At 61.9% G+C, this 18,759-nt stretch carries 21 protein-coding genes and 1 pseudogene; 15 read left to right on the forward strand and 7 right to left on the reverse strand.

Going from position 1 to position 18,759, the window contains the following annotated elements:
- Nucleotides 1-86: 86 nt before the first annotated feature.
- From ACTJKY_RS07875 to ACTJKY_RS07895, 5 genes and pseudogenes are all read left to right on the forward strand, one after another.
- Entirely contained in the window at nt 87-995 is a 909-nt protein-coding gene (locus tag ACTJKY_RS07875) for an ArdC family protein (RefSeq protein WP_440845259.1), read from the forward strand.
- Nucleotides 992-1,201: a sigma factor-like helix-turn-helix DNA-binding protein gene (locus tag ACTJKY_RS07880; protein WP_440845261.1), complete on the forward strand. Its 210-nt coding sequence runs from the start codon at nt 992-994 to the stop codon at nt 1,199-1,201. Before ACTJKY_RS07875 ends, ACTJKY_RS07880 begins: the two co-directional genes overlap by 4 nt.
- 73 nt (nt 1,202-1,274) lie before the next feature.
- Nucleotides 1,275-2,198, forward strand: a complete 924-nt coding sequence (locus tag ACTJKY_RS07885) for a nucleotidyltransferase (protein ID WP_440845262.1) — start codon at nt 1,275-1,277, stop codon at nt 2,196-2,198.
- Nucleotides 2,199-2,271: 73 nt separating this feature from the next.
- Nucleotides 2,272-2,547, forward strand: a complete 276-nt coding sequence (locus tag ACTJKY_RS07890) for an HU family DNA-binding protein (RefSeq protein WP_440845264.1) — start codon at nt 2,272-2,274, stop codon at nt 2,545-2,547.
- Nucleotides 2,547-3,112: pseudogene (locus ACTJKY_RS07895) on the forward strand (YbaK/EbsC family protein). Before ACTJKY_RS07890 ends, ACTJKY_RS07895 begins: the two are co-directional and overlap by 1 nt.
- On the opposite strand, the gene ACTJKY_RS07900 reads toward ACTJKY_RS07895, so the two are convergent.
- Complete coding sequence (locus tag ACTJKY_RS07900; RefSeq protein ID WP_440845265.1) at nt 3,026-3,325, reverse strand: conjugal transfer protein TraD; 300 nt, start codon at nt 3,323-3,325, stop codon at nt 3,026-3,028. The pseudogene ACTJKY_RS07895 and the gene ACTJKY_RS07900 sit on opposite strands and share 87 nt — an antisense overlap.
- Between ACTJKY_RS07900 and ACTJKY_RS07905 the strand changes: the two genes are divergently transcribed.
- Together ACTJKY_RS07905 and ACTJKY_RS07910 are read left to right on the forward strand one after the other, a co-directional pair.
- Entirely contained in the window at nt 3,255-3,593 is a 339-nt protein-coding gene (locus ACTJKY_RS07905; protein WP_440846341.1) for a hypothetical protein, read from the forward strand. The two genes, ACTJKY_RS07900 and ACTJKY_RS07905, sit on opposite strands and share 71 nt — an antisense overlap.
- Nucleotides 3,594-3,739: 146 nt before the next feature.
- The gene (locus ACTJKY_RS07910; protein WP_440846295.1) at nt 3,740-4,195 is read left to right on the forward strand and encodes a DUF6118 family protein; all 456 of its coding nucleotides are present in this window, start codon (nt 3,740-3,742) and stop codon (nt 4,193-4,195) included.
- A 118-nt stretch (nt 4,196-4,313) separates the two neighbouring features.
- Here ACTJKY_RS07910 and ACTJKY_RS07915 read toward each other — a convergent pair whose 3' ends face one another.
- The 6 genes from ACTJKY_RS07915 to ACTJKY_RS07940 all read right to left on the reverse strand — a co-directional run bounded on the left by ACTJKY_RS07915 (nt 4,314) and on the right by ACTJKY_RS07940 (nt 8,346).
- Nucleotides 4,314-4,925, reverse strand: coding sequence for a hypothetical protein (locus ACTJKY_RS07915; RefSeq protein WP_440845266.1), 612 nt, complete (start codon nt 4,923-4,925; stop codon nt 4,314-4,316).
- Between the two features lie 224 nt (nt 4,926-5,149).
- A complete protein-coding gene (locus ACTJKY_RS07920; RefSeq protein WP_440845268.1) occupies nt 5,150-5,671 on the reverse strand; it encodes a toll/interleukin-1 receptor domain-containing protein in 522 nt (173 codons plus the stop codon).
- A gap of 3 nt (nt 5,672-5,674) precedes the next feature.
- The gene (locus ACTJKY_RS07925; RefSeq protein WP_440845269.1) at nt 5,675-6,151 is read right to left on the reverse strand and encodes a TIR domain-containing protein; all 477 of its coding nucleotides are present in this window, start codon (nt 6,149-6,151) and stop codon (nt 5,675-5,677) included.
- Between the two features lie 53 nt (nt 6,152-6,204).
- A complete protein-coding gene (locus tag ACTJKY_RS07930) occupies nt 6,205-6,687 on the reverse strand; it encodes a TIR domain-containing protein (protein ID WP_440845271.1) in 483 nt (160 codons plus the stop codon).
- 16 nt (nt 6,688-6,703) lie between these two features.
- Nucleotides 6,704-8,158 carry an SIR2 family protein gene (locus ACTJKY_RS07935; RefSeq protein ID WP_440845273.1) on the reverse strand — a complete coding sequence of 485 codons (1,455 nt, stop codon included), beginning with the start codon at nt 8,156-8,158 and terminating at the stop codon, nt 6,704-6,706.
- Complete coding sequence (locus tag ACTJKY_RS07940; RefSeq protein ID WP_440845275.1) at nt 8,158-8,346, reverse strand: hypothetical protein; 189 nt, start codon at nt 8,344-8,346, stop codon at nt 8,158-8,160. The genes ACTJKY_RS07935 and ACTJKY_RS07940 overlap by 1 nt, the downstream gene beginning before the upstream one ends.
- A gap of 142 nt (nt 8,347-8,488) precedes the next feature.
- Here ACTJKY_RS07940 and ACTJKY_RS07945 point away from each other — a divergent pair, with 142 nt between their 5' ends.
- The 8 genes from ACTJKY_RS07945 (at nt 8,489) to ACTJKY_RS07980 (ending at nt 18,759) form a co-directional block, all read left to right on the forward strand.
- Nucleotides 8,489-9,397 carry a WYL domain-containing protein gene (locus tag ACTJKY_RS07945; RefSeq protein ID WP_440845277.1) on the forward strand — a complete coding sequence of 303 codons (909 nt, stop codon included), beginning with the start codon at nt 8,489-8,491 and terminating at the stop codon, nt 9,395-9,397.
- Between the two features lie 35 nt (nt 9,398-9,432).
- Nucleotides 9,433-10,101 carry a nucleotidyltransferase domain-containing protein gene (locus ACTJKY_RS07950; RefSeq protein ID WP_440845278.1) on the forward strand — a complete coding sequence of 223 codons (669 nt, stop codon included), beginning with the start codon at nt 9,433-9,435 and terminating at the stop codon, nt 10,099-10,101.
- A gap of 490 nt (nt 10,102-10,591) precedes the next feature.
- On the forward strand, nt 10,592-10,939 hold the full coding sequence (locus tag ACTJKY_RS07955; RefSeq protein ID WP_440845280.1) for an IS110 family transposase: 348 nt from the start codon (nt 10,592-10,594) through the stop codon (nt 10,937-10,939).
- A 10-nt stretch (nt 10,940-10,949) separates the two neighbouring features.
- Complete coding sequence (locus tag ACTJKY_RS07960) at nt 10,950-11,171, forward strand: hypothetical protein (protein ID WP_440845282.1); 222 nt, start codon at nt 10,950-10,952, stop codon at nt 11,169-11,171.
- Nucleotides 11,172-11,324: 153 nt separating this feature from the next.
- On the forward strand, nt 11,325-11,447 hold the full coding sequence (locus ACTJKY_RS07965) for a hypothetical protein (RefSeq protein WP_440845284.1): 123 nt from the start codon (nt 11,325-11,327) through the stop codon (nt 11,445-11,447).
- A gap of 159 nt (nt 11,448-11,606) precedes the next feature.
- Nucleotides 11,607-14,192 (forward strand): TonB-dependent siderophore receptor, encoded by a 2,586-nt coding sequence (locus tag ACTJKY_RS07970; protein ID WP_440845286.1) that lies wholly within the window; start codon nt 11,607-11,609, stop codon nt 14,190-14,192.
- Nucleotides 14,189-16,924 (forward strand): M16 family metallopeptidase, encoded by a 2,736-nt coding sequence (locus tag ACTJKY_RS07975; protein ID WP_440845288.1) that lies wholly within the window; start codon nt 14,189-14,191, stop codon nt 16,922-16,924. The genes ACTJKY_RS07970 and ACTJKY_RS07975 overlap by 4 nt, the downstream gene beginning before the upstream one ends.
- Nucleotides 16,921-18,759: an ABC transporter ATP-binding protein/permease gene (locus ACTJKY_RS07980; protein ID WP_440845289.1), complete on the forward strand. Its 1,839-nt coding sequence runs from the start codon at nt 16,921-16,923 to the stop codon at nt 18,757-18,759. Before ACTJKY_RS07975 ends, ACTJKY_RS07980 begins: the two co-directional genes overlap by 4 nt.

The following is an 18,759-nucleotide window of genomic DNA, read 5'->3' on the forward strand; positions in this document are numbered from 1 at the left end:
CTCTGACGGCAGGACTGCCGGTTCGCTCCTGCCGCTCCCCCCGCCCTTCCGGCGCCGGTTGCGGTGTTTTGGAAGGAGCAAGGATCATGGGTGTTGGACACGAGAACCGGGTGAGCCTCTATGCCGAGGTGACGGGACGGGTGATTGCCGAGCTGGAGCAGGGACGGCTGCCCTGGGTTCAGCTTTGGGATGCGGCGGCGTGTGGCTGTGCGATGCCGGCCAATGCCGTGACTGGGCGGCGCTATTCGGGGATCAATGTGCTGATCCTCTGGGCTGCGGTGATCGAGGGGCGCTATGCCGCGCAGCGCTGGCTGACCTTTCGGCAGGCGCAGGCGGCGGGCGGGAGCGTACGGCGCGGCGAGCGGGGCACGACGATCTGTTATGCCGATCGCTTTACACCGAAGGACGAGGCCGAGCGGGCGCGGGATGAGGACCGGGAGGCGCGGCAGCTGGCGTTTCTGAAGCGCTTCACCGTGTTCAATGTCGACCAGTGTGAGGGGCTGGCCGAGCGGTTGGCTACGGTCGAGCAGGACGCCCGGGTGGCGGAGGCGGACCGCATTCCCGCCGCGCATGCGCTGATGGAAGCGTGCGGTGCCGATATCCGGATTGGCGGCGGAGAGGCCTATTACAACCCCGGTGGCGATTATGTGGCGGTGCCACCGCAGTTGGCATTCTACAGCCGCATCAACTGGTATCGCACTGTGCTGCATGAACTGGGGCACTGGACCGGGCATGGCTCTCGGCTCGACCGCGACCAGTCGGGCGCATTCGGCAGCGCCGCCTATAGCCGGGAAGAGCTGGTCGCTGAAATGGCGAGCGCGTTCACCTGCGCGTCGCTGGCGATCCGGCCGACGGTTCGGCACGCCGATTACATCGGCAGTTGGCTGGCGGTGCTGCGCGAGGATGAAAAGGCGATCTTCCGGGCGGCGAGTGCTGCCAGCAAGGCGGCCGATTACCTGCTCGGGTTCGTCGCGGACGGGGAGGCGGGGCAATGATGCGCTGGCTTCGCCTGCGGCGGATGCGCCGTGCTTTCCGTGCCCTCCCAGAGCGCGATCGGACAATCTTTGGATCGGTGCGGTTCGACGATTTGGATTACATTGAGACGGCCCGGCGGCACGGCTGCACGGTGGCGGAAGTCGAGCAAACCGTCGCCCGCGTGCTGATAGCACTCGGTCGAGCGGAGCGGGGCGACCAGCCATGAGCGACGACGTACACCTCGCCCGGCGAACCCGGGCGAGGTGTACGTCGTCGCTTCAGCGCGTTAGGATCGATCCATGAGGACCAGCCTCGACCATTTGCCCCCAGCCAAGCAGCGCGAGCTGGAGCGTGTCGTCCAGATCCTGTTTGAGGAGTTTGGCGACGCGATCGCTATCGCCACGTCGGACTGGAAGAAGCAGGCGCGCATCCTCAAGGTGATCCTGTACGGCAGCTATGCGCGAGGCGGCTGGGTCGACGAACCGCATACCGCCAAGGGCTATCAGTCGGACTTCGACCTGCTGGTGATCGTCAACAGCCCGAAGCTGACCGATCGGGTCGAGTTCTGGGCAACCGCTGAGGATCGGCTCAACCGCGAACTGGGGATCACCAAGACGTTGCGCACGCCGGTCAATTTCATCGTGCACACCCTGCAGGAGGTAAACGACGGGCTGGCGCACGGGCGGTACTTCTTCATGGATGTCGCCCGCGACGGCATCGCGCTGTACGAGAGCGACCCGAGCGAACTCCATCAGCCAAAACCAAAGACACCGGCACAAGCGGTGGCTATGGCACAGGAATATTTCGTCGAGTGGTTTCCCAGCGGGGCGAGCAAGCTGGACCTGGCCGGCGATGCTCGACGCAAAGGATATCTGAAGGACGCCGCTTTCCTCACCCATCAGGCGACGGAAAGCCTCTATCACTGCGTGCTGCTCGTCTGCACCTTCTACACGCCACATGTTCACAACCTGGCCTTCCTGCGCACACAGGCAGAGCGCATCGACCCGCGATTGGTCGATGCGTGGCCGCGCGACCAGCGCGTCGACCGTTCGCGGTTCGAGAAGCTGAAGGAAGCTTATGTGAAGGCGCGCTATTCCAAGCATTATCGGATCAGCGCCGAGGAACTGGCGTGGCTGGGCGAACGCGTCGAATTGCTGGGACAGGCGGTACAGGTGATCTGTGAAGAACGCATTGCCGCGCTGGAGCGTGCCGCTGCCGCATGATGGCGCGCGTCGCTGGACAGGTTGATGGCCCGCACCTAGAGGGCACGCCTCTTTTCACACGGAGAACACGTCCATGAACAATGCCGATCTCGCCGACCGCGTTTCCGAAGAGCATAGCCTTAGCAAGGCCGACGCGCGCAAGCTGGTCGACGGCATTTTCGCGGCCATCACCGAGGCGGCAGCGGCCGGCGAGGAAGTGTCGCTGAACGGCTTCGGTAAGTTCAAGGTCAAGGAAAGTGCCGCGCGTGAAGGCCGCAATCCTTCCACCGGCGAGGCGATCCAGATTGCCGCGTCGAAGAAGCTCGCCTTCACGCCCGCCAAGGCCGTGAAGGACAAGCTCAACAGCTGATGGGTATCGAGGCGGTCCGCGCCTTTCTGGAGGCGCGTGCACCCGACATTCCAATCATCGAACAGGCTTCGAGCACCGCAACGGTGCTCGAAGCTGCCGCCACGCTTGATGTGCTGCCGGGGCAGATCGCCAAACGCTGTCACTGCGCGTCGGCGATGCGGTGGTGCTGGTTGTGGCGGCCGGCGATTACCGGCAGCGGGGCGAAATACGCCTCGACAATTGCAAGGTGAAGGACGCGCTCGGCGGTCGTTCGCGCATGCTCACGGCCGAAGACGTCGAGCAGCTGACAGACCATCCGGTTGGCGGCGTCTGCCAATTCGGATTGCCGACGCGGTTGCCGATCTATTGCGACATTTCGCTACGCCAGTTCGACACCGTCTATCCCGCGGCCGGGTCGCGCACCGCGTCGGTGCGGATGACGCCCGAGCGGCTTGCGGATCTGGTGGGCGCAACCTGGGCCTATCTCTGTTCGCCACCTTCAAAGTTCTGCGTCGTTGTCGGCGAAAGCACGCCGCCCGCGCCGTCGCCAGAGTGTCAGCGCGTGTTCGCTATCATCGCCCCGTAGCGTCACGGCGGCTTCGACCATCAGCCCGAACAGCACCGCGCGATCATCGTCGGTGAGTTCGACCAATCCGGCTTCCGCAACCAACCCGCCAAGTTCGATCAGCTGACGCGTTCGCTCGCGGCGTTTCACCACCCAGGCTCGCGTGTCATTCCGCGCCCGCTGCCCTTCCAGCCGGTGCGGTGCCGCTGTCAGCTGCCGCAGCCGATGCCGCACGCGGACGAGCGTCGCCGCGAGCTTTCCCCTGTCGCTGAAAGAAGGCCGCGCCGCACTGGCGCCAGTCCTCCCGCGCGATCATATCGGACAAGCTGACTGCGGCGAACAACGCGCCCGCCAGTTGCTCCACCGGCAGTGCATCGGCACCGGTCGCGACCACCAGTTCGCCGAGCTGCTGGAGCTTGGCCTATTTGAGGTGTCGCGCCTTGCTGTCGAGCGCCTTCAGTTCCGAATCGAAGTCACGTGGTTTTCGCATTTTGCCCTCTGAAGTTGATGGATCATGTTTGATAATTTAGGAACTGCATCGATTAGCGCAAATGTCGTGAAACATCTTGGGATGAGCACGTCGCGAAGAAGATGAAATCTTTTGACGGCCCGGCTATGACGTTGACGCCGTAGGATGTAGCGAAGCAGATCGCGGCGGCTGACAGGCAGGGTCGCGCGGACGATCATCGTGCCTGGACCGCCGCCAGCCATGCCCTTGCCGGCGCAGTCCAGGAATTGAAGGGGATGGTTGCGTCCGCGCATTCCGCGGAAACCCAGCAGCTGTGGATCACGGGGGCGGCCGCTTTGGCACTACTGGTAGGCTTCGCGTTTGGCACTGTTGTCCCCCCGGTTATCGCTCAGCTCGCGCCGGAGAGCTGGCATTGGCCAGAAGAACGGGCTGCAACAATACTCAGGCGGGCACCTTGGGACGCGGGCGTGCGGCTCATGCAGGTTGCCGATCCACAGCAGGCGCGGGCACTGGCCGACGCCGCTCGGCTCGCGAAGGACAATGCGGAAGTGCTTACAGGATGCCGGAAACGTGCAGAGCAGCTCAATGCTCCAGTAAGGTGCTCCGTCGAGATCCACCAAGCAAAGATCGATTGACGCGCTGGGGCTGGCTCCCCGCCGCTTGCAGCCTTTCCGCTTTTGGTCGTCGAATCGGCAACAGCTGCTCTTCGTGCTGGAATCGCGGCCGGCAGCGGCGGCGTATCGGCGTCGAGCATCAATTGGTGACTGGTTTCACCGGCGAAGCGGCGGCAGCCTTAGGGTCGGGTGATGGCACGCGTGGATGCAGATAGGGTCCAGTTGGGCCGATCCAGAGTGCGACGGTCACACCGAGCGTCACGGCCGCAACGACCGCTACCAGAATGCTGGCTTTGAATCTGCGGTACCAGGGTTCACCCGTTTTCACGATGGACCAGTTTGCCTTGAGCGGCCACCGCGCGCCGTCGAGGATCGCGGTGCAATGGGTCTTCATCGCGGCCTTATCCGGGAGAGATTTGATCATTTCGTCGCGCAGTGATCCGATCTCAGCTCTTATAGGCGCCCATTCGGACTCGCGTGGATTCTCGCGCAGCTCGACCCGCGCGCGTGCTGCGTCGAATGTCGCTAGCCTTTCGACCTTCTTGGCTATATCGGTTTCTGCCACATAGGCCTCTGCTTGGGAGCAGATAGAGGCTAGATCCGCGCGCTGTGCGTCGATCCAGGCTTGCCGAAACTCGCTGATCTTATTCTCTTTGCCGATGACAGCGGTCATCGCCGCGATCAAGCCGGCGAGTGAGCCGCCAGCGAGACCGATGATGGCGGGCAGCCAATCCTTCGCCTGCAAATCCATTCGCCTCCTCCGTCGGTCGAGCGTGTGCTCCGGCTCTATGCTCCCGCCGCACCAGCAAGGTATACGCCAAAAGCTGCCGGTCAGGCTGCACGAAGCGGCGGGTCGGGAAAGCAGCTTAGCCGACTCGATTGCAGCTGGAAGACTCGCAACGTGGGCCGGCAACCAATTCAACAGGGCGACGGAGCAGTACACAAACCTCGAGCAATGAAGGCTGGATCAAGTTTTCACAGGGATCTGACGAACGCCCCGGAGGTTTCGCCCGGACGCCAGGTCGCGAGAGGCCCTTGTTGGCTCACATCCACCTTACGATAGAGGTCGAGGTACTCGTTACCGTAATTGTTGCCTTGCGCATCCTGGGTTTGCACCACCATGATCGTGTCGATCGGCTTCACACCGTCGGCGAACCCGATCTCCCAGGGGCACCAGCGCGACGCGGTCGAGTTCGGCGTGGCCAGGAACATAAAGTAGTCGGCCTGCTTGATACGCATTTTGATCCGCTGAGCGGTCGTCCTGTTAGGACGCGGCGGCATCGTGTCATCCAACCAGTCGACATACGCGTCCCATCCGGCCTCCCGAAGCAACTCAACGAAACCGACGACGTAGTCACGGTCGGCGTGGCTATGACATAGGAAAACGGTCTTCCTACCTGCCGCACGAGCGCTCTCGAGCGCCATCTCTCGCGTGGCGGCGGTGGTCTGACTAGCGCGGCGCGCTGCTGCGGAGAGCGTAGAAAGGGCAATCGGCATTCGTCAGCGCCCCGCCTTCTTCGCGGCCGCCTCGATCCAAGCGGGCATGTTGGCATATCCGCGGCCGTTCACCCAAGAATAAGTGTTGTACAGCTGCGTGAACGGCACATCCACGCCCCCTTGTTTGATAGACCAGTACGAAAGCGGATTGGCGCCGGGAACGTCCACTCCGAGCTGGGGATCCTTGACCCCATACAGGTCGACCGCCAGCAGCCCCTTCCCAAGCTCGAAGCTGCGCTTGATCTCATGGCGCACCCACGGCCGGTGATAGGTCTCGGCGCCAAACAGGACTACCGTTACCGACGTACCCGCGAGCTGGTCCTCGATCCACTTCTCGATGCCACCCGCCCGTCGCTTCGCCTGCTCGAACTCGGCCTTATCATAAAACGGCTGCGCCTCATCTCCCGGACGCATCACCCACGAGTTACGCACCTGCACGACGCGACGTACGTCGCGCGCGTAATGAAAGCTGAAGAACACTCGCCTCGCCATGAACTTTCCACTCCATCAAGTGCGCCAAACATGTCTCATCATCACTTGCGGACGTCGATCGCCACCTTCACCCAATCTTCGATGTTCGCGGCAATGTGATTGTAGACGTCCTTGCCCACTGAGTAAGGCGGGTCATACACCTTACCCTCTACCGCCACGCCGTCGACCGTCAGTCCGGCGAACGGGTTGCCGCCCTTCTTCGCCTGCTCGCCCGAACTGTTCTCGAGATTGTGAATGTGGATGGCGAGAATGCCCATCCCTTTTCCCCAGGCTTTCTTAATCTCGTAATTCACCCAGCGGCGTCCCGCAGTTTTCTCGCCGACCAGAACGACCAAGCAGTCCTTGTCCTTCATGTTGTCGTCGATCCACCTGCGGATCCCATCATCTCCGCCCTTCTTGACATCTTCCCATTTGTTGGAGCTGAGTAGCGGCTGCTCGTCGATGGCGCCCATCTGCTTGACTTGCTGCACTCGCCAGCTGTCAAGCTTATAGTGGAAGCTCAGGAAGCACTTCTTCTTGGCCATAACTATCCCCTCAAATTCAGCGGCCGCGCCGCAGGCGAGCAATCAGGTTGGCGATGGGCTCGACGAGCAACATGAGGTCGTCGACATTATCGGGAATTTCCCAAAGAAGGCCGCGTTCGGCGTCGTCGAGCGCCGTCAGGTAAACGTCGGGTTCGGACGCGGCCTGCTCGGCAAGTGTCCGTGCCATTGATCCGGTCGCCGCGATGGGCAGCAAGGCAAGGCCCTTCTCGCACGCGATCTCCCACTCTTTCTCGATCCCGTCGGCGGGCACCACAGCGTCCCCAATGCGCTTATTGCCGAACAGGAACAACGCCACACCCGCCTCACTGAGGATGCGCAACCGGTACTCGGCCCATACCCTCTGCCTTTCGTCAGGATCGAGAATGTGCTGGGGAAAGGGTCGGATGATTAGAGAGTCTTCGATATGGCCGGCCCGACTCTCCAGTACCCGCTCAATGGCACCTGTAAACAGCGCGTTTCCAACGCCCAGTCCAAGGCCGGTGACGATCCGGATCCGGCGGCCAACGAGAGCGCTCCCGAGCGCTCGCATGAACTTCTCAACCGCCGGCTGGCCCCAGGGTCCAAAATCGTCGGCGCTGGCGGCGACGAAGACCGACTGGCGGCGATACCGCCGCTCCAACTCCTGCAGGATCTCGTCAATGTCGGCGTAGTCGTCGACCAAAATTGCATTGACGCCGTAGCGCTTCAAGTCTGCGACGATGTGCTTCTGGCGGGCAAGATCGTGTGCGTAGGACTCATCCGTGTCGGCGTCGCCGCGCTGCCGCCGCTTAAAAAACGCGAAGTGCTCGCGCGTGTTGTCGCGCAGGCTGAGCCGAACCCTCGCCAGCACTTGCTCGAGGTTCGGATCCGTAAAGCTGAAGCCGATAAACAAGAAGGTCTTCGAAACGAGATCACCAGCGAGCGCGCTTACGAAGGGTGCGCGATCACGAGCGTAGCTCTCGTAGTCGTCGCGGGTGACCACCGCCTCATTTGGACGGCTCACGTCGCCGTGCATCTTATAGAGGATTGTGTCGCGCCGCGCCTTCGTGTCGGCCAGCTGGCGGTGGTCAGACTTGACATCGACGACCTTCCCAGCCGCCTTTAGCGCTTCTTCGGCAAGGGTGTCGTAGTTCGTCGTCCACCACGTGGCGATCGGCATTCGCGCGAGCAGGCGATGATTCGCGGTCGGCGGGGTGTCTGGCGAAAGGTGATCAATGATTTCCTTATTGAGCCGATATCGGCTCTGCGCCTTGTTAACGTGCCATTGCGCGACGGAGATTAGGTCGTCCTCGCGGTCGATTACCAGATCTAGATCATGTGCGATCTCACGCAGCAGTTCCTTCCAGTTTACGAACCCTGCCGGCGCAGAGAGACCAGCACCAGCGAAAATTGCTGCATTGCCGGCTTCAATCTCGGCCAAAAAGCGCTTCAGGAATCCGGCTATCTCTCGGTCAGAGAAGTCGACCATCATCAGGCTCCTGGTGTGTCGCGGCCGTCAGGCTCGCGGGCCACGCCCTTAAAAGGTGTGCCGTCATCCTTCACGCCCATGAGCCGGCCGGTGCGCTCATCGCGCTTCTGCCAATTGCCGTCCGGCCGCTGGAACTGCGTGCGAGCCGTAACCGCCCCGCGACGAAAGTCTGACCCCGTATTCTTCGCCATCATCGTCTCCATCCCTGCGGGTTCGGGTAGCCGGGGCGTTGCCGGGCGAATCGAAACCGTCCATAGAATATGATAACATTTCAACCGTCCGTCAAGAAAGTCGACGTATGATGTGCAGGATCATCGGGTTACAGGAGGTGCAATGAGTGACGAACAAGCTAGCGCGGTGCGCTGGGGCGTGCGCCGCCGTCTCGAATTTATCGACTTCCGGCTCTTCTGGGACAGTAAGGTGAACCGGCGCGACCTCGCGGAAACGTTTGGCATCTCCTCCCAGCAGGCATCTGCAGACATCGCACAATACTCGGCGATGGCACCGCATAATCTGGTCTACGATGGCGCGTCGCGCGCTTATGTCAGAACCCCGGAGTACAGACCGGCACTGATGGCAGCCTCATCGGAAAGGTACCTCTTACAGTTGGTTGCCATCGAGAATCGCTGGATGAGGAAGGAGGACACCTGGTTTGACGAGCCGCCGCCGATCGAGAACGTCGCACTCCTGCGAAAGCGAACGGATTCCGCCATACTCCTGCGAATTTTGGAAGCAATCAACTGCAACGGACAAATCGAGATACAGTACAAGTCCATCACCGGCTCGCCCGAGCCGAGGCGGCTAATCGCCCCGCATGCCCTTTTCCATGCCATCGGGCGCTGGTATGTTCGGGCTTGGTCGGCTGAGCATGGCGACTTTCGCGATTACAACTTGTTTAGGATCGACAGCGCGGGTGCGATCAAGCCCACCGCCGCGGATTCAGCGCTCGACTACGAGTGGGCGCATCGCGTTGACCTCGAGATCTCGCCCAACTCCGCTTTGAACGAGACTCAGCGGGCCGCGGTAGCCATGGAGTACGGCATGACCAACAACCGGCTGATGGTCACGGTGCGGCTAAGCCAAGCCTTCTACGTCATGACGGAGCATAACCTTGACGTGGAGCCCGGAGTGCTGGTGGCTGGCAAGCAGCAGCTCGTCCTGCTCAATCGCGAGGAGGTGGTCGCGGCGCGGGTAGCGGCACGCAAGCTGTCCGTGGCTGCGATCGCGCGAGCGGGCCGCTGACGGCTGTGGTCGCCCCCTTTGACGGCATCGCCTCGATGCTGCTGTTTGGCAGCCGCGCGCGCGGGGACAACGAACGCGGCTCGGATACGGACCTGCTCCTTGTGACCCCTGCGGGGGAGCCGAGGCACAGGTCCATCGGCCGCCTCTCCATGTTCTTCTACCCTTGGGAAAAGCTGCTCGCCGAGGCCGCCGAGGGTGACCTCTTCCTCTACCACGTGACTACAGAGGCGAAGCCGATCTTCGACCCTCAAGGGTACCTCGAAAAGCTGCGCGCTAAGTTCACACTTCGGCGGAGCTATGCGTTTGAGGTGTCGCACGCCTCTGACCTTGGATGGCTCTTGGAACGGCACGCCGATGCGCTGCCGTCGCAGCTCGTGGCGAAGCGTATATTATGGTGCGTCCGGACGATCTTAATTGCTCGTGCGGCCGAGCGCGGCCAACCTGTATTCGGGCCGCTGGAGCTGGCCGGCCAAACTCGATCTCAAGCGGCATCGGACCTGTTGACGGAACGGCATCAACGCCGAGCGGACGCGCCGATGCAGCGGCGTTTCAGGCAGTTCCTCGCAACTGAGGCGAACGCGCCCCCGCTTCCGCAGGAGGCAGACTTGGACGCCTTCCGTGTGCTATTCAGGAACACGGGGAACAAGGTGGGCCTTAGCACGCTCCAGGAGGGAGAGCTCGCGTTGGACGGCATCTACCGGTGAGGCGCTCCGCCAGCTCCTCCAATAGCTCAAGGAGACACTACCTTAGCTCCGCGCGCGTAGCGTAGCGGTGATCCTCACGAGCGGGGTGCGCGAACTTCCGCTGGTGGCAAGAGCTGTCCTTCGGCGAGCTGTTTTGGATTGCCTGCTTCGTCCCAAACTCAGCCATGCCCCCCCCCTGTCGCATCAGCGAACGACGGCTTTCAGGTTTGAGCCGACGGGTTCGGAATGAGTGAGGTTGGACGCGTAGCGGTCGCAGTCGTGCCAGATTGTTCCTGGCAATCTCACAAGAAGTGTGGGGAAAAATGTGGGGGCGCCTCTCGCAGGATCATGCATTTAGCTGCGAATTGGAATACTTAAGATCAATTTCAGTCTTCCTCCCACGTAGTTACAACTCTGAATAGTTGCTTGGACAGTCGATCCCGCACGACATGGACAGGAGGCATACCCACGCCAAAAGCCACCCATCGGCTGCGATCTCTCCCGTGCCGTCATGGACCACCGCGAGCTATCAACGCTAAAAAATGGAGAGAGCGTTAGTACTCCAGATATCATCGCTGCCTGGCTTGACAGGCTCGATCATGACATTCGCCTCATCTTCGAGGCCATCAACGGCTGCGATGGCAGCCAGATCGCCGCATTGGCAAGGCGCGGACATCCTTCCTCTCGCGTCAATCCGCGTCGCGCCCGCGAATTTGCCCGGTACACCCGCGCGCTCGCCAAGACCGACTGCGCCGATGCGCGCGTTCTTGCCCGGACGGGTGCGGCCCTCGACCTGCCGTCCACAATCTCGCTCGCCCCTCGCGACGGTGCATGCCGATCCTCTGCGTCATCCCAGTGATTTGGTTGACATGCGCAAAGCCAAAAAGCTGCATTGTCACAGCGCCGGTCAGCTCAAGGTCACGCAGACAATCGAAACCATGATATCCCTGCTCCACGAACAGATTGTCGATCTCGATCGCCAGATTGCCGCCTTCCTCGCCGAGGATCAGACGCTTGCCGCGATCCACCCCCTCGTCCCCGGCACCGGACTACCGTCCTGGCCACGCTGCTCGGCGACCTTCCCGCGCTAGGCACCGCCGTCGCCGAATCGCTTCCCCCGTCAGCTTTCCTGCTCATGCATGGGGAAGCAAAACCTCGCCCGGCGGCCGCCCACATAGGTCAGCGCTCCCGAGGTCGACGAAGCACTACGCATCGTTGCGTGCCGCATTCCGGTGTTAACCGCGATGCGTGACAGCATTCACGCCAAGGGCGAGGCACTCAAAGCCATTCTCGTCGCCGTCGCCACACGACTCCTCGTCATCCTCAACGCCATGATTGCGAAACGACAGCCTATCGCTGTCGTCTGATTAACACAGTTGCCACCACCCCGGCCTCGGGCGGGCACGGTTAAGCATGTTCTCAGCATCGCCTCTGAATTTTTTTTGCCCGGTGGTGACACTTTTTGGCCCTTACCAGTCAAAGTAATAAGGGAATTGCTTCGGCAGCAGCATGTCGTGGGGCGGGGTATGGAACGGAACAGTGGCTGGAATTCGATCCTGATGGCGGTGGCAGTGGCCGCGGCTGTCACGCCCTCCGCGGCCTGGGCTCAGGCCGAGGGCGACGAGGTAGTCTTTCACGTTAGTAGTGGCGCGCTCGACACGACGCTGACCCGGATCGCCGCGCAGTCGGGACATCGAATAGTGTTCGATCCGGTCCTCGTAGCCGGCAAGACCGCGCCACCGGTTGAGGGACGGATGCTGCCAGAGGCAGCGGTGCGGCTGGCGCTCTCGACGAGCGGGTTGACCCTGCGCGTCACTAGCGATGGTCAATGGATCATCGCTGGCCAGGCACCGTCGGACGCGAGCGTGACGGGCGGCCGAACCCTGTCGACGGTCCGCGTGACGAGTTCCGTCGGCCATGCAGGGAGCTATGGCGGGACCGAGTTTGGCGCGAACGGTAGCACCGATCCGGTCTCAACTGAGGGGACCAGAAGCTATACGACCAATGGTGCCATCGTCGCGTCGAAGATGCCGTTGGCGCTCAAAGACACGCCGCAGGCCATCTCTGTCCTGACCCGTCAGCAGCTCGACGACCGGTCGATCAACAGCTTCAGTGATGCCATGAAGGCGCTGCCCGGAGTGACGACGTCGGTCGATTCCTCCGGTAATGCTGTGCTCAGCTCGCGCGGGTTTGTGATCAACAGCATCCAGATCGACGGTGGATCGCCGATCTTCACGGGCAGCAACAGCAACTATTCGTCGCAGTACCGGCAGCTCGATGATCTTTCCATCTATGACAGCGTAACGATCGAACGCGGCGCCGCCGGGACCTTCACCGGGGTCGGCAACCCAGGCGGCACGCTCAGCCTGGAACGGAAACGTCCGCTGGATCACGAGATGTTGGACGTCACAGCTCAGGTCGGCTCGTGGGACCGTTACCGCGGCGTTGTCGATGTGTCGTCGCCGGTTCTACTGAACGGCCTTGTCAAGGCGCGTGCGGTTGCCACGGTTGAGCGGAACGGCTTCTTCTACGACTATGCCAAGCGCGCTTTCGCGCAAGGCTATATAAACGTTGAGATCGCACCCGCGGCCGACACTACGATCAACATCGGCGGCAAGATCAGCCATGAGCGGAACACCCCCTTCCAGGGGATCCCCGTCGACCCCAACGGGAACCTGCTTTACGTGCCACGTGCAACCTGCCTGTGCACGCCGTGGAGCCGGTCAATCACCAATACGAAGGAAGTGTTCGTCCAGCTTCGTCAGGCGATCGGCGACGACTGGACGCTGCGGCTCAATACGGGCGCGACCTATCAGGACGGGGATGACGACAGCTTCGTCTTCAACGTGCCGTTCGGCAAATACGGCGTCCAGCCAGGCGCGACCAATCAGGGCTCGGCCGGCGCCTATCGTTCAACACGGCGATCGAACCAGTATGTCGCGGACGCGTACATCGCGGGCAAGTTCGATGTGCTTGGTGCAGGAATTGAGCTGACGGTCGGCGGAAACTTCCAAAAGGTGACGCAACGTCTACCCGACCTGACCGGCAGCGCTTCCTATTCCAATTACGTGGTTATTCCGTTCGATGCCGCTAATTTTCCGCGTCTGCCCGACAGCGCCTTCAGCACGAGCGGCGGCATCTACTCCCCTCTCAGCTATCAGCGGCAGTACGGCGTCTATGGCACGATCCGGATATCACCATCGTCATGGCTACATTTGACCATCGCGGATCGATTTACTGCTTACGATTTTAAGGTGATTAGCATCAGTGGCGGTCGCACGACCCTCAAGACCACGAGTTATAGCAACTTCTCGCCTCCGAACGCAGGGCTGGTCGCCGATCTGAGCAAGGAAGTCTCGCTGTTCGCGAATTACAACAGCATCTTCGACCAGCAGAACCTGTATCAAAAAGACGGCTCGGTGGTGAAGCCGACCACCGGGGTCAACATCGAGGGCGGTGCGAAGGCGGCGCTTGCTCATGGCACGCTGAACCTGTCGGGATCAGTATTTTATATCGAGCAACGGAATGTGCCGGCACGCGACCGGTCGGTGCCGCTGGTCGCATCCAATTCAATAAACGGTTCCGGCTGCTGCTATCTTGACGATGGAACCAAGTATATCAGTAGGGGCTTCGAATTTCAGGCGCAGGGTGCCATCACCCGCCGCGTCCAAGCCGACGTATCCTATACGTACACCAACTTCAGCAAGCATGAGGGGCCGACGGCCCAACTCAGCGACCTGTTTTCGCTCGAGCTGCCACTTGCCCAGCCGAAACATCTGGTTAAAATCTTTGGAACGTGGCAGCTTCCAGTATTGGATCACCGGATGACCGTCGGCCTGGGCGGTCAAGGGGACACCGGGGTTACTTCAGTCTACCCGGGGCCACGTCGTCTCACCAACGGCATCTTCGCCGTCACCTCCCTGCTTACACATCGGCCCGGTTACGTGACGGCGGACGCGCTGCTCCGTTTTGCGATCACGCCCAAACTAAGTGCGCAAGTCAATATTACCAACATCTTCGACCGAACCTATTACGCTGTGGTCACGCCGCCCACGGTCGACTTCTACGGTCAGCCGCGCGCTGCGCTCTTCACCCTCCGGCAGGCGCTATGAACGAGGTGGAATGTGTCGCCATGTCCGAGGCGGCAGCTGGCGTAGGCGCGGTTCGTAACTGGCGGCTCGGCAAGGAGAAACTCCTATCCATGATTACCATGGATTGGTCTCGACACGTGCTGCCGAACGGGCTGACGGTGATACTGCAGCCCGCCGCCGCCACCGCGCTGGTGCACGTCAGCATCGCCTATCGTGTCGGATCGATGGACGAGGGGCCGCGCCAGACGGGTCTCGCCCACTTCTTCGAACATTTGATGTTTGGCGGTACGCGTACTCTGCCGGGCAGCTACGTCACCCGGATGATCGACGCTGGCGCAATCGACGTGAACGCCGTGACGATGCGGGACATGACCCGCTACGTGCAGACCATTCCGGCATATATGCTCGAACATGTGCTGTTCGCCGAGGCCGACCGGATGGGCGATTTCGCCGCAAGCCTCGATACCGGGATTGTTGAGCGCGAACGCAAGGTGGTGCTCGAAGAGAAGCGTCAGATCGAAGCGCAGCCGCTCGGCAAGCTCCACGACTGGCTGTCGCGCGGCCTGACACCGCCGGGGCACCCGTACCATCATCCGACCATCGGATACGAGCATGATATCGCCAATTACACGCTCGACGACATCCTGGCTTGGCATGGCGAGCATTACGGCCCGAGCAATGCCGTGATCGTTGTTGCGGGCGCGATCGATCCGGACCGGACGCTTGCGATGGTCGAGATGTATTTCGGAGCCATTCCGCCGCGCAATCCGCCGCGCCGAATCCTTGCGCATGTACCCTCCATGCCGCAACAAAGCATAATGCGGGTCGCCGATCGGATCGGTGACCCCGGTATCTACCTTCAAGGGTGGAACACGCCGTCCTATGTGGGGACGCCCCGCGCTCATCTGGCTCTGACGATGGCGGCGGAATTGTTCGCTAACGGGCAGGCAAGCCCTCTTCATCGCAGGCTGGTGGCGCAGGACGGCCTTGCCGCCGGCGTCAGCGCAACGGCGCTGGCGGGGCGGGGGACGGGCATGTTCGTCATCCGCGCGCGGTTGAAGGCGGCGGCCGACCTGCGTGTGCAGCGCGCGGTTGATGACGCCGTGAAGGCCTTCCTCGAAATGCCGATTGACGCCGAGCGGCTGGAAGAAGTCCGTCTGCAGCGGCTTTCCAGGACGGCCCGCGACATGGTCGATCTGCAGCGTCGTGCGACGTTGCTCGTCGAAGGCGAGGTCTTCCATGGCGACGCCAGCTGGTACCGCGAGGAAGCGGGGGTGATCGCTGATCTCGATGGCGCGGAAATTCGCGAAACGGCTGCCCACTGGCTCGCGCGTGAGGGCTTCCGGCTGTCGGTGGACCAGATCTCCACACGAACGTCTGGGGCTACCGCGCCAAAAAGCGTTCCGGCGATCGGCGATGCTGCGGCGATGCCGGTATGCCCGCCGGCCTGGAGCACGACGCGCCTGCGATGCGGAGCACGGCTGCTGGTGTCCCAGCGTCCGAGCGACACGACGTTCCACCTCCGGGCGCTGGGCCATGGCGGCCGCTCCCGCGAACGACCCGGAATGGAAGGGCTCGCCGAACTGGCGGCGTCCGTTCCCATGATCGGAGCGGGTCCCGACGATGCGGCCGGCCTGTCGGGCAGAATCGCGCGGGCCGGACTGTCGGTTAGCATGGCGGCCGGCATGCAGGTGGGTGTAGCTAACGTCAGCGGACTGGCGATCGCGCTGCCCGCTGGCGTTGCCCTCATGTCCGACATGCTGATCCGGCCAAACTTCGAATCGCCTGACTGCCGCCGCCGTGCGGAGGCGATTGCCGGGAGCGCCTCCGCGCAGGCAGGGATGCCGAACGAGCGGTTTAACACGATATTGTATAGGGCATTGTTCGGCTCAGATCATCGTATCTGCGCGCCTTTGCCCGCCACGCCGTCGCCATCGAAGGCGCTGTGGGGGGACGAGGTCCGCGCGTTCCATCGAGGCGGCTGGCGAGCCGACAAGGTCGATCTGCTGCTCGCAGGCGACATAGCCATCGCCGATGCGGAGACGCTGTTCAACGCGATGTTCGATGACTGGCAAATGGGTGACGAGCATCTACCCCCGCCGCGACTGACACTTGAAGACGCCACCGCCGGAATCCGCATCGTCGACGCGCCCGAACGTGAGGCGGCGCGGCTCGTGATGGGCTGGCGACCCGAGGCGCAAGGCGGGGAGGCGTATCTCATGGTTCGATGTCTCCACGATTCGCTGTGTGGCGGCTTCGCTTCGCGCGCCAACCGCCGGCTGCGCGAGGAAAAGGCTTGGACCTACGGCGTTGGCGGGCAGGCGGGCGAGTTGGTGCCCGGCATCGGGCCGCTATTCGCTTCCGTTTCAACCGAGATCGCCCCGGAACTGGCTGGCGAAACGGTCGGCGAGCTTCGTCGCCTCGTCGCGGAGCTACGGAGCGATAGCCCGATCACGGAGAACGAGGTGGAGGCCTTTCGCCGGTCCGAGCGCCAACGGCTTGCCGGTCTCAACGAAAAGGCGGCGGATGCGGTCGATGCCATGCAGTTCATGCTTCAACACGGGTATCTTGGCACAGCGGACTGGCAGACCTATCGCACGAACGTCGATCGGCTGTCGTGCGACACCATCCAAGCGCGCATCGGAACGCTGCTGCCTGCTCCCACCGAAATCGTCTGCGTCGTGATGGGCAACGCCGCGGCGATCCGCGCGTCGCTCGAACGCGCCGGATTCGATTCGGCGATCGTCGAATGAAGGCGAAGACGGAGCGGGAAAAGACCGGTACAGTCCGCTCGCGGATCGTTATCGCGGCCAGGGACAAGCGCATAGACGGACGGTTCTTCCGTCGCTTGTGGGCACTTGCTGCGCCATATTGGCTCAGCAGGGATGCGCGGCTGTCGTGGCTACTCTTCGCCGTCATGATCGGGCAAAGCACCGCGAGCGGTCTCATCGGTGGGATGCAGACCCTCGTCACACAACAGCAAACCAACGCGCTCGTTGCAAAGCAGGTCGCGAGCTTCTGGCCGCTGACCTATTGGCTGGTCGGTTTGATGATCGGGTCGGCGATGGTTGGCTGGGTCAGCGGGGCCGGTCGGGATCTCATCGAAATCCGGTGGCGACGCTGGCTAACGGAGAGGCTAACCGACCGTTATTTGAACGACCGCACCTATTACGATATCGCCGTCGATAACGACATCGACAACCCTGATCAAAGGATTCAGGAAGAAGTTGGTCCGCTGGTCAAGGCGCTGATCGCGCTACCCCAGACGGTGGTAAATATCGTGTTCTCCATTTCCATACAGACGGTGATCCTTAGCAGGATATCGCCCGATATGACGAAGGCTGTCTTTGCGTTCGTCATTTTACGCGCCATCTCGATGATCTACATCTATCGTCCGGGCATCGGTATCGCCTGGGACATCAAAATCGCCGAGGCCGATTTGCGGTACGGCATATTGCACGTACGCGATAATGCGGAAACCATCGCCTTCTACCGGGGTGAATCCGCCGAGCGTACCCAGATCCAGGCGCGATTGCGCCATGCGTTGCGACAGGCCACTCGGCAGGTTTTGAACAATGTCTATGTCAACGCGTGCCTGCAGGCCCTTCAGATTGGACAGTTCTTCCTGCCGCTGCTCTTCGTCGTTCCGCTATTCTTCGCGGGTCGGATCGAATACGGCGCAATTGCCGCCGCAGCCATGGCGGCTAGATTGATCGAAGACAGCCTAAGTCAGGTTTCGAACATCATCCCGACGCTAACCGCGATCGCGCCAAATGTAGTTCGACTCGCACAAATCGTCGAGAAATCGGATGAAATCCGCGGACGGACCCGTACGCATGCCGATAAGCCGGGGCAGCATTCGATCGACATGCGGCGGCACGACGACATGATCCGCCTGTCGGGCGTGACGTATCAAACCCCGGGCGGCGAACGCAGTCTCGCACGAGATATCTCGCTCGAGCTGCGCCACGGCCAGCGGATGATCGTGGTGGGCCAGACCGGCGTGGGCAAAAGCTCCCTTTTGCGTGTACTTGCCGGGCTATGGACCCGTGGCGAGGGACGCGTAGACGCGCCTCCGCTCGAACGCTCGCTGTTCATGCCGCAGAAACCCTACATGCTGCTGGGAAGCCTGCGTGTCCAGCTCCTCTACCCGGGTTACAGCAGCCCCGACGTCGACGATGCGTTCCTGCTGGACGCGTTGCGCCGCGTGCAGCTGCGCGATTTGGCCGACCGGCACGGCGGGTTGGACGTCGAACGCGATTGGGGCCGGATCCTGTCACTGGGAGAGCAGCAGCGGATCGGCTTCGCAAGGTTTCTCGTGAACCGTCCAGACCACGTGTTCCTGGACGAGGCCACGAGCGCGGTCGACCTCGAGATGGAAAAGCATCTCTATCAGCTGCTGACGGAGGCCGGCGTGACGGTGGTCAGCGTTGCGCATCGTGCCAGCATCATTCCCTTTCACGATTTTATACTCGACCTGCGCGCGGACGGCTGGTCACTGAATCCCGTTTCCAGCAAAATGGTGGCGGGCGATGACAATCCGACCATTCCTCCCGATCGATCTTCGTTGCCGGAGCTGCTCAAATGA

Origin of the sequence: Sphingomonas sp. 22176 (genome assembly GCF_052045505.1) — a bacterium.
Lineage (GTDB): Bacteria > Pseudomonadota > Alphaproteobacteria > Sphingomonadales > Sphingomonadaceae > Sphingomonas.

Bases quoted from the DNA above. Each gene is read 5' to 3' on its own strand.
- ACTJKY_RS07965 (WP_440845284.1), top strand. From the start codon at position 11,325: ATGCGTGACAGCATTCACGCCAAGGGCGAGGCACTCAAAGCCATTCTC.
- ACTJKY_RS07955 (WP_440845280.1), top strand. From the start codon at position 10,592: ATGGACCACCGCGAGCTATCAACGCTAAAAAATGGAGAGAGCGTTAGT.
- ACTJKY_RS07950 (WP_440845278.1), top strand. From the start codon at position 9,433: ATGCTGCTGTTTGGCAGCCGCGCGCGCGGGGACAACGAACGCGGCTCG.
- ACTJKY_RS07945 (WP_440845277.1), top strand. From the start codon at position 8,489: ATGAGTGACGAACAAGCTAGCGCGGTGCGCTGGGGCGTGCGCCGCCGT.
- ACTJKY_RS07960 (WP_440845282.1), top strand. From the start codon at position 10,950: ATGCGCAAAGCCAAAAAGCTGCATTGTCACAGCGCCGGTCAGCTCAAG.
- ACTJKY_RS07875 (WP_440845259.1), top strand. From the start codon at position 87: ATGGGTGTTGGACACGAGAACCGGGTGAGCCTCTATGCCGAGGTGACG.
- ACTJKY_RS07980 (WP_440845289.1), top strand. From the start codon at position 16,921: ATGAAGGCGAAGACGGAGCGGGAAAAGACCGGTACAGTCCGCTCGCGG.
- ACTJKY_RS07930 (WP_440845271.1), bottom strand. From the start codon at position 6,687: ATGGCCAAGAAGAAGTGCTTCCTGAGCTTCCACTATAAGCTTGACAGC.
- ACTJKY_RS07880 (WP_440845261.1), top strand. From the start codon at position 992: ATGATGCGCTGGCTTCGCCTGCGGCGGATGCGCCGTGCTTTCCGTGCC.
- ACTJKY_RS07920 (WP_440845268.1), bottom strand. From the start codon at position 5,671: ATGCCGATTGCCCTTTCTACGCTCTCCGCAGCAGCGCGCCGCGCTAGT.
- ACTJKY_RS07935 (WP_440845273.1), bottom strand. From the start codon at position 8,158: ATGATGGTCGACTTCTCTGACCGAGAGATAGCCGGATTCCTGAAGCGC.
- ACTJKY_RS07915 (WP_440845266.1), bottom strand. From the start codon at position 4,925: ATGGATTTGCAGGCGAAGGATTGGCTGCCCGCCATCATCGGTCTCGCT.
- ACTJKY_RS07885 (WP_440845262.1), top strand. From the start codon at position 1,275: ATGAGGACCAGCCTCGACCATTTGCCCCCAGCCAAGCAGCGCGAGCTG.
- ACTJKY_RS07975 (WP_440845288.1), top strand. From the start codon at position 14,189: ATGAACGAGGTGGAATGTGTCGCCATGTCCGAGGCGGCAGCTGGCGTA.
- ACTJKY_RS07940 (WP_440845275.1), bottom strand. From the start codon at position 8,346: ATGGCGAAGAATACGGGGTCAGACTTTCGTCGCGGGGCGGTTACGGCT.
- ACTJKY_RS07970 (WP_440845286.1), top strand. From the start codon at position 11,607: ATGGAACGGAACAGTGGCTGGAATTCGATCCTGATGGCGGTGGCAGTG.
- ACTJKY_RS07890 (WP_440845264.1), top strand. From the start codon at position 2,272: ATGAACAATGCCGATCTCGCCGACCGCGTTTCCGAAGAGCATAGCCTT.